Origin of the sequence: Hymenobacter sp. PAMC 26628 (assembly GCF_001562275.1) — a bacterium.
In the GTDB taxonomy this organism is placed as follows: domain Bacteria; phylum Bacteroidota; class Bacteroidia; order Cytophagales; family Hymenobacteraceae; genus Hymenobacter.
In genome coordinates this window covers 2,568,990-2,582,220 of record NZ_CP014304.1, presented here as the reverse complement: position 1 = coordinate 2,582,220, position 13,231 = coordinate 2,568,990, and the positions used below count along the sequence as shown (strand labels likewise).

The following is a 13,231-nucleotide window of genomic DNA, read 5'->3' as shown; positions in this document are numbered from 1 at the left end:
CTCGTTCAGATAAACGGGGCAATCGGGTTGTGGCTACGGGACTATTTTTCCCAGGGTCAACCGGGCGAGCAGTGGCCTAAAACGGCTGGCGCCGCTTACCCGGGTGCGTTCATCTACCGGTGAAAGGGTCAGGCTTCAAGCAGCCTTGTTCGCACCTAGGTTGGCTTCTACCCGCCGAAGCAAGTCCGATGCCTCTACCTGCAAGGCGGCGGCCAGGCGAAAAATGGTGGTGAGCGAAGGCTGCTTGGTCCCCGTCTCCAATTGAGAGACGAAGGAGCGGTCCAAGCTTGCCTCATCCGCCAGCGCTTCCTGGGAGAGCCCAAGTTCCTTGCGCATCTGACTGATAACCAAGCCAAACGCTTTGATTGGTTCGCCGCTCATTGTGGCGGCAAGCTACTGGAGCCCAATAGGCCCTTGTTGTTGTCTATAGTCTACAAAAAAGGTGTAAATTGCCCTCCCAACCGAGTATAGGGTGAGATAACACACACCATCTTACCCTCTGTGCAAACCGAAACCCATCTTCTCGCTCACCTCGTCACTAAGGTGATAGGCATTTACGGCGGCCAAGCGCCTATTGAGATAGAAGTTTTTATTCGCCGGGGAACAGACGCCAAGGCCAGTGTTCACGAAGAACAGTTACCACCTGCTTCCCGCAAGGGCTTTCCTTACGTGCATCCCTTCCCCACCAACCTCAGCGAGGCCAATAAAGTAAGATTGGACAACCTAGCCTATTGGAGCACTGGCCGCAGGAGGTCAAAGAATTATCTCATCAATCAAGCACTGGGCCACTACTTGGTCCTATCCAAAGAATCCCAAAACTCCACGAGATGGCCTCGATAAAGCGGACACATATGGGACGCGGTTTGAAATTACATCACGGAGTGATTTGGCAATTGGTAGCTGATTTTAACTCTCCTCTCCCTTATGTATACAGACCAAGACAACGAAGAAGATGCCTTCATGAAGCTGACCACACCCCAGAAGGCCGCGATGAAAAAGGAGGGCACGGAGAAAAAGCATATGTTCACGTCCACGATAACGAGCGACAACAAGCGCCGCCTCACTAACTATCAGGCCAACAAGCCCGGCGGGGCACAGACCACCGATGTGTTAAATCAGGCCCTCAAACGCTTCTTTGACACCAACAAGCAGTATGCGGACGTAGACCCGGTAGACCCTGGTTGGGGATAAATCAAATTTAGCAGTCAGTGGAAGAGCACAGAAACACCCTTCAGCTCATGTGCCTCAACACAATCTGCGTAATATCCACCACTTCGGAATCGCGGTGGTTTTCACTCCAATTACCTTCGGCCTCTTTTAAGCACCCCACCGCCACGGCCGCGACCCTCGATAACTTCTGGCTGACGGGAGCCTCTCGCATCACGTCTTTCGAAGAAGGGACTTTTTTACAACGCCTGCAAGCTAATCAGTTGCCCGTTTCGACCCGCAGCTAGGAACTGACCAGAGCGCTATTGGTACTGAAGCGGGGACCGGACTGGGGCCTGCGCGCTAAGGGAGGCTGATTGGTCACCCCAAACATAACAATGGCTGGTGGGTGAGGTGGATAAAAAAAGAGGGGCATGCGTACTTCTTCGCTCTCAACAGGCAGCCCCGCGCCCATGCCCCCGCTAGGGCTAACTTTGCCCGAAACCGACAGTTGATTGCCGAACAAATCCTGCGAGAGGAGTTTCAACTGCTGCCCTAATTTACCGCTCGCCTGATGTCCCGATTGATAACGCTGGCAGCGCTGGGCCTGCTATCAAGCAGTTGCCTAGGTCCGCACTATCCGACGCCCCCGGTAACGGCGCAGTCACTCGCCAACCTTCCGCTGCACATAACCGCGTTTGAGTTGGTTGATTCTAGCCGGCACCGCCATATTCCCGTGGTCACTTACTCGGCGGCCCCAGCTGGCCAGCCACCACGGGAGCGTAAGCTGGCCTTGCTAAACCATGGCTACGGCGGGCAAAACACGGGCTACCAGTTCGTGGCCCGTAACTTGGTGGCGCATGGCTACTACGTGGTTAGCATCCAGCAAGACCTGCCCACCGATGAGCCGATGCCCCTAACGGGCGACATCTACCAATCCCGCTACCCCTTCTGGGAGCGGGGCGTTCAAACGATGCTCTTCACCTGCCAGGCCATCTACCGCCGTAATCCGGCGTTGAAGCGGGGGCACTTGCTGCTGGCGGGGCATTCAAATGGGGGCGATATGGTCATGCTCTTTGCCCAGGAACATCCCAAGCTGGTCGAAAAAATCATTTCGCTTGACAACCGACGGGTGCCCTTTCCGCGCCAGCGCTGGCCACGGGTGCTCTCGTTGCGCTCAAGCGACCAAGTGGCCGACCCCGGGGTAATCCCTATTCCCGAGGAGCAAGCAAGATTCGGCACGTTGGTTATTGCCCTACCCGCTACCATTCACAATGATATGTGGGACGGCGCAACCGAATTACAAAAGCAAGAGATGGGCAAGTGGATTTCTCAATTCCTAGAGCAGTAACCTGAATTTCAAAGCCCTTGACGTGCGGTATTTTCAGTTTTCTGAGAGAACCTCCAGTAACTGCTCATTCTGCACCGTCGGCACAATTCAATTAATGGTGCTATAAGGGGGCATCTAGATACGCTGCCTAGCAACCGAGCAGGTCGCCGGCTTTGAGCTCCACCTCAACGGTACCGTAGGTGCGCTCGTACTCATTGCCAACTGCATTTGCTAGCGGCGCCCGGCTGTGCCTAAGTGTACGCTTCCCCGTTTAGTAAGCCAGTAGTTAGTAGAGGTTGAGCCGCTTTGACTTCCTCCCATTTACTGGGCCGGTTGAAAGTAGAGCATCAGGCGTTCTGAAGCTCGACAGTAGTGGCGGCAGCCACTACCTCATCGGGCGTTAAATTCTGTAGCGAGCTGTGGGGCCGAAAGCCATTATATTCCTGGCGCCAGTGCTCGATTTTCTCCTGCGCATCGGTCAACGATAGAAACCAATGCACGTTCAAGCACTCGTCGCGGAAGCTGCCGTTAAACGATTCAATGTACGGATTATCTGTCGGTTTGCCAGGCCGGGAGAAATCGAGCGTGACGTGCTGGTCGTAGGCCCAACGGTCGAGCGCTTTGCTGATAAACTCACTGCCATTATCGACCTGAATGCGCTCAGGTACCACGCCCAACTGCTGGTGTAAGCGCTGCATTACGGCCACGACGTCTTCGCCTTTGAGCGACTGGCCGACGTGAATAGCCAGGCACTGGCGACTAAAATTATCGACTATCGTTAAGGCGCGGATTTTGCGGCCATCGAAGAGGTTATCGGCCACGAAGTCCATGCGCCAGCTCTGGTGCAGCCGACCCAGTCGCAGACGTTCTAGCCGGTGGGCAGCGGCGCGATTACGGCGCGGGCGCTTGCTACGTAAGTTTAAGCCCTCCAGGCAGTAAAGGCGGTGCACGCGCTTGTGATTGTCCGGCCAGCCCTCTCGGCGCAGCAGGATATAAAGGCGCTGACTGCCGTAGCGCACCCGCACTTGGGCTAGTTCGCGCAGGCGCTGGCGTAGGACCATATCATCCCGCCGGTGTGGCTGATAAGCGAAGCGGGCACGTTGTAAGCGGAGCACTCGGCAGGCTCGGCGAGCCGAGATGCGGTAGGCAATAAGGTGTTGAGCCGCGTGGCGACGCTGCACGGGCTTCAGAACGTTGTTTGAGCACATCCTGCAGCATCTGCTTGTCGAGGCTCAGGTCCGCCACGAGTTGTTTGAGATGCTGATTTTCTTCCTCCAACTGCTTGAGCCGCCGCAGTTCGGGCACGCCCAAACCACCGTACTTTTTCTTCCAGTTGTAGTAGGTGGCCTCGCTGATGCCCATCTTGCGGCACACCTCCGCGACGGTCACGCCCGTATCCGCTTGGCGCAGGGCAAACACGATTTGAGCCTCGGCAAACTTGGTTTTTTTCAGGGCATTGTCTGAGGTTTTAAGGTACGACAAGTGCCCGATTTCCGCTACTTTACAGCGGCCTAGTTTACTGGGAGGAGGTCACCACGCCAAAGCATATAGCGGGTAGAGTAGGCAGGAAATTGCCAGCCCTACCACCCAGCGCCGAGCTGGATGGGCCGCGCGCGGCGTTACGCAGGGTATTTTTATATTGTTTCATCCTCGTTGAATCGCTGGGATTGCTCTCTAGCGGCCAGTGGGGCAGCTTGCTGTTCGTAGAGGTGTACGAACTGACGCAAGCGGTCCAGCGCGGCCGGCGCAACGCTTACATGGTGAGCCCCGCCTGGGTATTCTGTCAGTGGTTCTGGTCCTAGTATTTGACGGGCGAGAGTATAGAGTTTTGGGCCAAATAATTTCGTTAGTAAAGCGGTGGTTTCGTGCGAAATATTTTCTTGAAAGAAAGCCCCTCCGTTGACAGAGACAGAGTTTGCGCACGCTGCCAAAAACACCAGTAAATCGGTGGGAGACTTGTCTAAAAATCCGAATACATAGTCGGCCACGTCGGGTTGAAAACCGGAGTTGGGCCATGTATACTTCAGAATGTCGCCGGCGAGACGAGGCATGGCTTTATAAAGCGGCTCGTTGCCGGCCTCCCGCAAAGCCCGCTGCAGTAGCGTCAGCGAATTCTGTTTTAAGACTTCTGTCCATTCCGCCTCGGAAAAAAGCTGCGGGCGTGCTCGGCCGCGGCCAGCTGTCGCGTCCATTTCGCTGCCGTATCGGTAGATGAGCTGTTTGTTCAGTTCAAAGGCGAGGTCAAACGACTCACAATCCTGCAGCAGCGACTGCATCAACTCCATGCGTCGGGCGGTCGTCGCCAAGGGTGCGAGTAGGCCAATTAGTACCCAACTGGCTTGCGTCGGTTCACTGGTGCCCATGATGCCGTGCCGGTTGGTGGGATTCAGCAAATCGCCGGCCTGGCCAATGGCGTGGGCTACGCTCCAGGCTTGGTCAATGGTCAAGTCGGGTATGCGGGACTCCAGCTTTTGCAGGAACGGAGTAACACCGAGGTAGGTAATCAGTGCGCGAGTCCGCGTGAGCTGCTCGGCGCCCGAGAGGGAAAGGAAGGCGGCGTATTCGCCGTCGGCGACATCGCTGCTGAGGACTGTGTAGGCGAAGTAGCGGGCAAAGTGCGTGGGGGAAGCCACGCACTGCTGCCGGGTCAGGTCTTCGCTGGTGAGCTGGCTATGGCCATTTTGCGGCGAATACCAAGTAGAAGCGAGCCGGTCGACGCGTGGAAATAGCGCCCCCAGCAAATGACGAGCAGCGGTCTGCTCCTCACTTGAAAACGACTCCACTGCCTGTTTAATCATCGTCTCCTCCTGTTTGCGCCGTTCGCTGGAGAGGCCGCCTGAATCCTCTCGAATGCTGCCGACCAGTTCTTTCTCGTGCCGGGCCACGAACGCATACAGCGCTGGGTAGAAAATACTCATGGCTTCCATGAGCAACAAATCGACGGGATTTACTTCGTTCTGCAGCAACGGTAGGCTGAACACAATGGCGTTTGCGTAGCGCACGGCCAGGCGCGGGGTACGCAGACGAGGCAGCACAGCATCGCGCAGGGTGATGCTGAGTCGCCGAGCCTCCTCTGTTGTTAGATTGGTGCTGGTGTCGGTCAGCACTTCGTTCACCCGCGCATAGCAGAAGTTCAGCAGGTCGTCCGGCCGGGCCAGGGGCAAACGCAACGGCACCTGAATAATCTTTTCGAGGAAGTTTTGCCCGGCTTGCAACGCGCCCGTGTCGGATTCCGCCTCCGCGCCGGCTTCAAACATTTCACCGATAGCCCGCGAGACCATCACGTCATCGAAGGCCAACAGGTAGGCTGTTTGCTTGAAGTCGGCCGTGAGCTTTACCAGCCGGAACACGGCCTGCACCTGCTTCTTTTCCAACCGGTCAATGTCATCGATGATGACGACCACGCGCCGGCCCGACTCGACAATAAGTTTCTCAATGCGGTCGCGTAACTCCTCGACATCCGGCAAAGCCCCTTTCAGCAGGGCCTCCACCCCTTTGCCTACGTCGGCCGATGCCGGGCCGAGCGACAGAGAAGGGATGAGCGGGACGAGGTAAGTTGTAAGGGCCTTTGCCGCTCGCTCACCACCTTTTTCTAGTTTTTGACCAATAGTGCGCGCCAACTCACTGAAGAAATTCAGCAGTAGTTGCGACTCATCGGGGAAGCGCCAGGGATTGAAGTTGAGCACGACCACCTGGTCGGCTGCTTCAGCAAGCGCTTGCCGAATGAAATTCAGAACCGTGCTCTTGCCTTCGCCCCATTTACCGTATAAGCCCACTACGATGCTATCAGGGCTTTTCCGAGCAACCAATGTTTCAGCAATGCGGATTGCAAACGGGGCTCGTTGAAAATCATCGTTATCAGTGCTGACAACCGGTCGGTCTGATGCACGAGTGTCGCGTGTGATAGTAGACAGCATGAAATAAAGGGTCCGTTTAGCGAGATTTTTTACTAGATTTTTCGATTTGATGCTGCATTTTCGTCAGCTCGGCAAAGATTTTTTCCTCTATGGTTTTTGCTTCCGGCGCATGTTCTTCCATGCGGCGCACATCGCCCTGTATCAAGGCAATTAATTCCTTATGCTTTGTGGCCTGCCTCCCAAAAAGCTGTTTAATGTCTTTATCGGTTGGGAAATGCCCCAATAGTTTGATCAATTTTCTAATCGACTTGATACGGCTAGCTGTAGTTCTACCCTTCTTCTTGGTGCGCACATTGGCACCTTCCGTTGCAACATTCAGTAAGTAGGACGACCACTCGATAAGGGCAGGCTGGCTACTTGTCGCGCTTGATGAGGTTTGGTCACCAAAGGATTTTTTTTGCAGCTTGCCGATGAATTGAACAAGGGCGTATTCTTGTTCGGACGTCAACTCAATGTCTACGAAAGGGGTATTCATGTGGTATTTAAATAAGTATTGCGCAACTTAACTCCGCTTTAATAAGCTGCGGCGTTATATCTTATCGGGGGCAGTCAGGGGAATTGCTGGAAATCTCAGTATGTTGCACGTCTAGCACTGGCGGCTACGGAGCCGGTATAACCGCCTTTCTTCGTTCTTCGCAACAGTCCAATTCAATGACCGCTACCCTCTATTGGCCACAACAGCCGCCGCAATCAGTCCCCGTTTACGGCTTGAGCTTTCCCGAATCAGCCGCCGGATTCGCGGGAGTACTTGAGCAGGTTCCGTCCTTGTTGGACTGTGCGCCGGGGCTGGTTGATGTCTTGTTCAGCAATCCTCGCTGCATAATTTACGCTGTTTTCGACAGCGAGGGGGAAATTAATGGTACGGCCATGGATGTGGCCGCCGCCGCGTCGGGGGTTCCGTTTGACCGGGACGACGAGGACGCGATTTTGCGGGGACCAATACTTGTGGTGTCGCGCTGAACGGCAGGCGATACTCGCTTCATTAACGAGGTTACGGGCGCAAACAACTGCACTAACGAGAGGTAAAAATGGTTTGCAAAACGTGTTGAAGCGTCAGACCAACAGAAACGAGCTATATGAAGCGTGCCCTCACGGCTGAACAGCGGAGTGTTATCATGTCCAGCGTTCGGAGCAAGGACACTAAACCCGAACTGCTTGTGCGCAAGTATCTGCATGGGCTTGGCCTTAGATACCGGTTGCATAACGCCAAACTACCGGGTAAGCCGGATTTATCGTTTCCGAAGTACCGCACCGCCATTTTTGTTCATGGTTGCTTTTGGCATCAGCACGGGTGCGGCAAAAACGTTACCCCGATGGACAATACAGATTATTGGGGTGCCAAGCTCCTGCGCAATATCAGCCGGGATGCTGAGGCAAAGCAGGCGCTGGAAAAGCTTGGGTGGCGGGTGCTTGTGGTTTGGGAGTGCGAGTTGAAAATTGCGGCGCGGGGCGCAACGCTGGCCCATCTAACGGCGAATATTTTGGGAAATGAATGTTGGATTAGTTGATGAGAAATTGTTCCACATCTTTGGAGCGGCGCTTGGTAGCTTGGCTCTTCAAGCTTACTGCCTCGGACAGTGCGGCTATGGCTTAGAGAATTATATGGCGTACAATTGACAGGGAGCGGGTTTACTTACTGGCTGCAAAATGAGGAGTTGTTTGACGATTGGTTGAGCTAATTCACAGCCAACTGGCTACGTCGTAGCGAGCCTGTGTCTTCCCACGCCAAACAATCCAGATTTTGCATGAGCAAACTGGCCGTGACGTACTCATCGCGGTTCAGAAACTCATTATACTGCGCCCAATGGCGCTGCCGCATCACCTCGACTGACTCAGCCAGCGTATCGTCGCTATTGAGAAAGTGAACCAGGGCGGTGTTTTCGCAGGTGATGAAAAGCTGCTGGTCCTGCTCATTTTCGGGCACTATTACTTTATCATCGTAGCCAACATAGGCGAAACAATTGGCTTCAATCAGCTTACCCTTCAATTCCACTGCCGAAGAGCAGCTCGTAGTGTAGAACAAGCTGGTGCCGAAATGATGTGCATTGTTTACGCTTACATATCCGTTTTGAGCAACAGTTGAAATCAGCGCACTTTTATTACCATGCGAGTACCCAACAAAAACAAATGGCTGTTGGTCGAAGGCGATAATAGCATCTACTACAGCATCGGAATGGCAATTTTCGCCAGTGATTAGTTGCAGATTTAAATCGGCACTACCAATTTCTTGGCTTAGATGCCCATATGATAACCGGCAGTTCTCGCCGATAATATCGTCAAGGTCGTCGGCAACGACAATAATATTCACCATTGCTTAATTACCTATACGCGACTTATCACGACTCAAAATATCAATAGCTGTACTGGTAATACTCTTAACCAATTTTTTAGCTACTTCATCGTCCTCAGTACGAATGGCACGCAGAATATCAAGCAGCGAGTAAGTTTTCCCTTCTTTACTCGTTATGAAAGGCTTCTTTTGGTCTTCCGCATTCTGACGTAACACCCACTCTTCTAGAGCACCATCAACCCGCATTGAAAGGTGGTCTTCTGCATCTTTAATTAATTTCAAAATGCTTTTAGCTGACTCATCGCGGCCGACCAAATACCAAGCGTGGCCGTTTATCAACTTCTGTAAATCGGTGCTTTTGGTAGACTCAAGGCTACCCGTCATCACAATAATGCAGACGAGCACGCTTTCCTCGATAATCTGGTCGAATACGTCGAAGCCAATTGCTTGGCCGTCAAACATAATATCAAGCACTACAATAATGCGTTCGGACAGGTGCGCTTTCACAAAGTCAACACCGTCTTTGGGTTCCTCGAATAGTTTGACCCGCTCCTCACCATAAGCCCTCTCAATAAAATCTATCAACGGATAATCCTCCTTATGCACATCGTCGTCAATAACCACGATATATGGTTTGTTAGCGGGTTTCATAAGCTATTTTTTAAGCGGTAACGATAAGCAAAAGCTAGCGCCCTTAGGAGCAAACACGCTCTTAACCAATTCAATCGTGCCATTCAGGGCAGTCATCCGCGATTTAGCAATGAAAAGGCCAAGACCAGCGCCTCCCTCTTCGGCAGTAGTGGTCTTGAACATTTCAAACATCTTACTGGCGATTTTTGGATCAACGCCTATGCCGTTGTCGGAGAAGATTATATGTAATTTATCTTCGTCAGCATAACTCTCGCATAAAATCCTCTTATCCTTTTCCTTTTTTAGCGCTTTAATAGAATTTGAAGCGAGGTTTTGGATTACATCTTCTAGAAACTTACGCTTTCCCGTGAGTTGAATATTATCCTTGATGTTTATTTCTGATTTAATTCCTTCGCGCTCAAATGTGAGCGAATAAGCTCCGCCCAGCACACCATCTAGCAGGTCTTTGACAAAAAATTCGCTGTCCTGTAAGTCAACTTGAGCGTAGCTTAACATGAAGTTCACTAGTGCGCTTACCTTTTCAGTCTGCTTATAAATAAGCTCAGCATAGTGCAGCACCTTTTTATCATAGGTAGGATTGGGATAGAATTCTATCATATATTCAGCGGCATGCTTGATGGGCGCAATCGTAAAGCGAATGCCGTGAGCCAACTCACTTGCAAAGTCCTGCATGGACATAAGGCTTAGGTACAAAGCCTCCTTGCGCTGAAATTCCTTTTCAGAATCCTCAGACACTTTCACCCCCTCATTGACCGTTGCGGTTACTAGCCGGGCCTTTTCAATGGTGGGGGCCAATACGGCCTTAAGTTCGGGCCGCGCGCGCACAATCTGGTTTAGAGTGCGTCCGATGTCTTTAACGTCAGCAGTAGCACGTCGCAGATTATTTTGCACCCGCTCCTTATTATCGGCACGTTTCGACAATCGATACTGACCAAATTCATCAAGTTGCTCAATAAGAAACTCCTTAAAAAGTCGGTACTCCTGATTATCTACAAAATCCTGGCGGTTAGTAGCATCATTGATATTCGGGTTATCGTCTTTAGTAATATGAACAATACCGATGAATTCTCGGGTGTTCAGCTTATTGAAAGCATCCGCGTAACGGCGTTTGTCCACTCCTAATATATCCCGGCGTTTATCCAACACTGTTTCGTATTCGGCAAAGGGCGTGCAAATGACGCCATCGCGGTATATTTTGAAGCCCTCGACGTAGTTTTCAGTGTTTTTATAAATGCTCTTAAATTGTTTCTGAGCCTCTACGTCAAAGTAGTAAAAGTCTATGGCAATCGGGCCAAAACTCTTAGCTTCCTCATACGTCACTTCGAATTCCTCAGTGTCTTTGTTGAAGTGCAATACGCCCTGTTTTTTTTGCTTCGTGTCGCAGGGAACAGCAGCGTGTTTCGTGGCTAGTTTTTCAACGGGCCTCGCTTTAATCAGCTGTTCGGGATAATCTAGCTCGGGCGCACTGAGCGAAATATTGAAATCGACACTAGTGACAGGCACTGGAGGCAGGATTCGTCCAAGCTGGTTATCGAGTCGGAGTAGCATATCCCGTTCCCATGCCTCGTGCAGCATAGTAATAGTTAGCTCCGTGCCGTGGCCTTTTTTAAATGTTTTATCGCGGTCGAGGAAAGCGTATTCGTTTTCTAGCTCAGTAAATAAAACGAGTTGCTCGTTTCCAGCAATTTCCTTTTCGTAATTTCCCCAGTTAATTATTACTGACAGAGATTGCGTATCCTCTTGACGACGCGTCTTAATACGTAGATGTTCTCCAAGCTTATCGGTAGCAAAACGGCCTACACCTTTTTCACCAATGTAGCGACGGTTGAATGGAGCTGGAGAAAACGCCGTTTTCCGTTTACTGGAAGTACCAACTACCAACCACTTGTCACGAATATCCGCTAAACTCATGCCCGTACCATCGTCCCGAATGACGATTCTGCTACGGGAACCTCGCTTCTGGGCGTGGAAAAACTCTACTTCCACCGTGGTAGCGTTGGCGTCGTAACAGTTCTTAACTAGCTCGTAAATAGCGGTGATACGGTCGGTAATGAGGCCGCGTCCAAGCAATTTAAAGGTGCTTGCGTCAAAACGCCATTTTAGTTTGCCGGCCATCTGTGTTCGCTGGGATTGGGTTAGCTAGGTGCTTCAAGATGCTCTGGGCTATAGCCTCTCCAAGCTTGGGTGGAACGGCGTTGCCAATGTGGCGGGCAAGGTTGGATATTATAGTAGGCTTGCCTTCCTCCACGAATTGGTAGCCTGTAGGAAAGGATTGAAGCAGGGCTGCCTCGCGTAGTGAAATAGCTCGGTTTTGCTTGGGGTGGCCGTAGCGGCCGTTGCTCAAGCCCATGCAGTGAGTGGTTAGCGTTGGAGCGGGGTCTTTCCAGCTCATACGGCCGTAGGCACTAGTAAACTTTTTACCTTCCTCTGTTTCGCGGCATTTGAGGTCGGCAGAAAGCTCCGCGGGCCAATCTGTCCAATTTCCGCCTTCCCGAGTTGCCTGAATGCGACGCATGTTGATGGGGCTTAAGCTACGGGCGCGGTGCAGGGGGTCATCCCTATCTGCCTGGCCAGCCTCAATGGGAGGCAGTTTCTCGATAGCATGAGCAACACTAACCAGCTCCTTGCCGACATGCGTTTTGGAAACAAGCTTGATTTTACCTCGTTTTGAGGCAAATAGAATCAAGCGGTACCGGCGCTGAGGCACCCCATAATTCGCTGCATTAACCACGAATTTAGACACGTAGTAGCCCAGCCCTTCTAGCTTATCAATGAAATCGTTTAGCACCTTACCCTTATCATAGCTGGCAAGTAGGGTGACATTTTCCATAGAAACGACCTCTGGTTCGACCTTTTCTATCAGCTTCCCAAACGAATATAGAAGCTTCCATTTCTCATCCTTATCCGGTCGGTCGCCGCGCATCCGCGAAAACGGCTGGCAGGGGGCGCAACCCACTAAAATTTTTACCGCGTCCTGCGGATATAGTGCTGCAACTTCCTCGGCCGTGACTTTAGTAATGTCTTGGTGAAGGAAGGTAGCCTTGTTGTTTTTTTCGTAAGCAAATTTGCAACTTTCGTCGAAATCAATGCCTGCCACCACACGCAGGCCAGCAGTATTAAATCCGTTGGTAAGTCCCCCGACGCCGCAGAAAACGTCAACCGCCACGGGTTGTTTTGTTTCTGCTAATAGAGGGGCCAAGGCATCAGGTTGGTCCATAATCAATTAGTTACTCAGCTTGTCACAAAGCATTCGTGTGAGCTGCTACGCGTCCAGCATTAGAGAACGCATGGTCAATGGTTGCACCGGACAAATATAAGGAAACCCTTGCCACGCACCTAACAGCAATATTTTACGCGCGTAGCTCGACCAAAATTGCACAAAATCAAGTTATGTCAATGAATCTTTAGTCCATGGCGTTACTGTAACGTCACTTCGATGAGAGCCAACACGCATTTCGTCAATGTAGTGATAATAGTTAGCTAAGCCTGTTGACAGCGGGGTACCTACTGCGTCTCGCCCCTGCCCTATGAACACTTGCAATCCTTGTTGCCAACCGTGTTTGTGTTGCAGCGTGTGCAGCAGCTCAGCAAGCTCGAATTCGTCGGCAGGCTGAAAGCCGGTTATTTCAACGTGGCGTCGGTGACCGACCGAAACAATCCGATATTGGTAAATATAATCTTCCATGATACTGTGATGCTAAAGCATAAATTAATTTCTGCTGATTGGCTTCTCAAGCGGGACTGATGATTATTCAACGTCACGCAGCCGCTCCGCCTCGTGTCTTCGCTCACCTTGTGCTCAAGCATCTTCGCAGAGCTTTGGGTGATAAGTAGGTTGCGGTGGCCCAGCATCGAACTAACAGTTTCGATGGGCACGCCGTTGGTAAGGATTATGGT

The 13,231-nt window shown here is 51.8% G+C and carries 14 protein-coding genes; 5 read left to right on the top strand and 9 right to left on the bottom strand.

From position 1 onward, the window contains the following. Positions 1 to 135: 135 nt before the first annotated feature. On the bottom strand, positions 136 to 381 hold the full coding sequence (locus AXW84_RS11360) for a helix-turn-helix domain-containing protein (RefSeq protein WP_068232940.1): 246 nt from the start codon (positions 379 to 381) through the stop codon (positions 136 to 138). 120 nt (positions 382 to 501) lie between these two features. On the opposite strand from AXW84_RS11360, the gene AXW84_RS24865 reads away from it, so the two are divergent. From AXW84_RS24865 to AXW84_RS11350, 3 genes are all read left to right on the top strand, one after another. Continuing rightward, a complete protein-coding gene (locus AXW84_RS24865; protein WP_157886958.1) occupies positions 502 to 840 on the top strand; it encodes a hypothetical protein in 339 nt (112 codons plus the stop codon). A gap of 84 nt (positions 841 to 924) precedes the next feature. Continuing rightward, positions 925 to 1,191: a hypothetical protein gene (locus AXW84_RS11355; RefSeq protein WP_068232937.1), complete on the top strand. Its 267-nt coding sequence runs from the start codon at positions 925 to 927 to the stop codon at positions 1,189 to 1,191. Positions 1,192 to 1,882: 691 nt separating this feature from the next. Then, positions 1,883 to 2,497: an alpha/beta hydrolase gene (locus AXW84_RS11350; RefSeq protein WP_236943308.1), complete on the top strand. Its 615-nt coding sequence runs from the start codon at positions 1,883 to 1,885 to the stop codon at positions 2,495 to 2,497. Positions 2,498 to 2,823: 326 nt separating this feature from the next. On the opposite strand, the gene AXW84_RS11345 is transcribed toward AXW84_RS11350, so the two are convergent. From AXW84_RS11345 to AXW84_RS11330, 3 genes are all read right to left on the bottom strand, one after another. Beyond that, positions 2,824 to 3,928 (bottom strand): IS3 family transposase gene (locus AXW84_RS11345; RefSeq protein ID WP_442905612.1). Its coding sequence is split into 2 segments (ribosomal slippage): positions 2,824 to 3,670 and positions 3,669 to 3,928, totalling 1,107 coding nucleotides; the frame shifts between segments, so codons are not numbered across the junction. Positions 3,929 to 4,110: 182 nt separating this feature from the next. Continuing rightward, positions 4,111 to 6,393: a KAP family P-loop NTPase fold protein gene (locus AXW84_RS11335; protein WP_071891229.1), complete on the bottom strand. Its 2,283-nt coding sequence runs from the start codon at positions 6,391 to 6,393 to the stop codon at positions 4,111 to 4,113. Positions 6,394 to 6,409: 16 nt separating this feature from the next. Then, entirely contained in the window at positions 6,410 to 6,868 is a 459-nt protein-coding gene (locus AXW84_RS11330) for a hypothetical protein (RefSeq protein WP_068232922.1), read from the bottom strand. 176 nt (positions 6,869 to 7,044) lie between these two features. On the opposite strand from AXW84_RS11330, the gene AXW84_RS11325 reads away from it, so the two are divergent. Together AXW84_RS11325 and AXW84_RS23285 are read left to right on the top strand one after the other, a co-directional pair. Further along, entirely contained in the window at positions 7,045 to 7,353 is a 309-nt protein-coding gene (locus tag AXW84_RS11325; RefSeq protein WP_068232918.1) for a hypothetical protein, read from the top strand. A 116-nt stretch (positions 7,354 to 7,469) separates the two neighbouring features. After that, complete coding sequence (locus AXW84_RS23285) at positions 7,470 to 7,901, top strand: very short patch repair endonuclease (RefSeq protein WP_071891226.1); 432 nt, start codon at positions 7,470 to 7,472, stop codon at positions 7,899 to 7,901. Between the two features lie 167 nt (positions 7,902 to 8,068). Here AXW84_RS23285 and AXW84_RS11320 read toward each other — a convergent pair whose 3' ends face one another. From AXW84_RS11320 to AXW84_RS24860, 5 genes are all read right to left on the bottom strand, one after another. Further along, positions 8,069 to 8,704, bottom strand: a complete 636-nt coding sequence (locus tag AXW84_RS11320) for a hypothetical protein (RefSeq protein WP_068232915.1) — start codon at positions 8,702 to 8,704, stop codon at positions 8,069 to 8,071. Positions 8,705 to 8,707: 3 nt separating this feature from the next. Further along, positions 8,708 to 9,334 (bottom strand): hypothetical protein, encoded by a 627-nt coding sequence (locus AXW84_RS11315; protein WP_068232912.1) that lies wholly within the window; start codon positions 9,332 to 9,334, stop codon positions 8,708 to 8,710. Positions 9,335 to 9,337: 3 nt separating this feature from the next. Next, entirely contained in the window at positions 9,338 to 11,449 is a 2,112-nt protein-coding gene (locus AXW84_RS11310) for a sensor histidine kinase (RefSeq protein ID WP_082773840.1), read from the bottom strand. After that, the gene (locus tag AXW84_RS11305; protein ID WP_068232907.1) at positions 11,421 to 12,551 is read right to left on the bottom strand and encodes a DNA cytosine methyltransferase; all 1,131 of its coding nucleotides are present in this window, start codon (positions 12,549 to 12,551) and stop codon (positions 11,421 to 11,423) included. Before AXW84_RS11305 ends, AXW84_RS11310 begins: the two co-directional genes overlap by 29 nt. 171 nt (positions 12,552 to 12,722) lie before the next feature. Continuing rightward, positions 12,723 to 13,019, bottom strand: a complete 297-nt coding sequence (locus AXW84_RS24860; RefSeq protein ID WP_157886957.1) for a hypothetical protein — start codon at positions 13,017 to 13,019, stop codon at positions 12,723 to 12,725. Between the last annotated feature and the right edge of the window lie 212 nt (positions 13,020 to 13,231).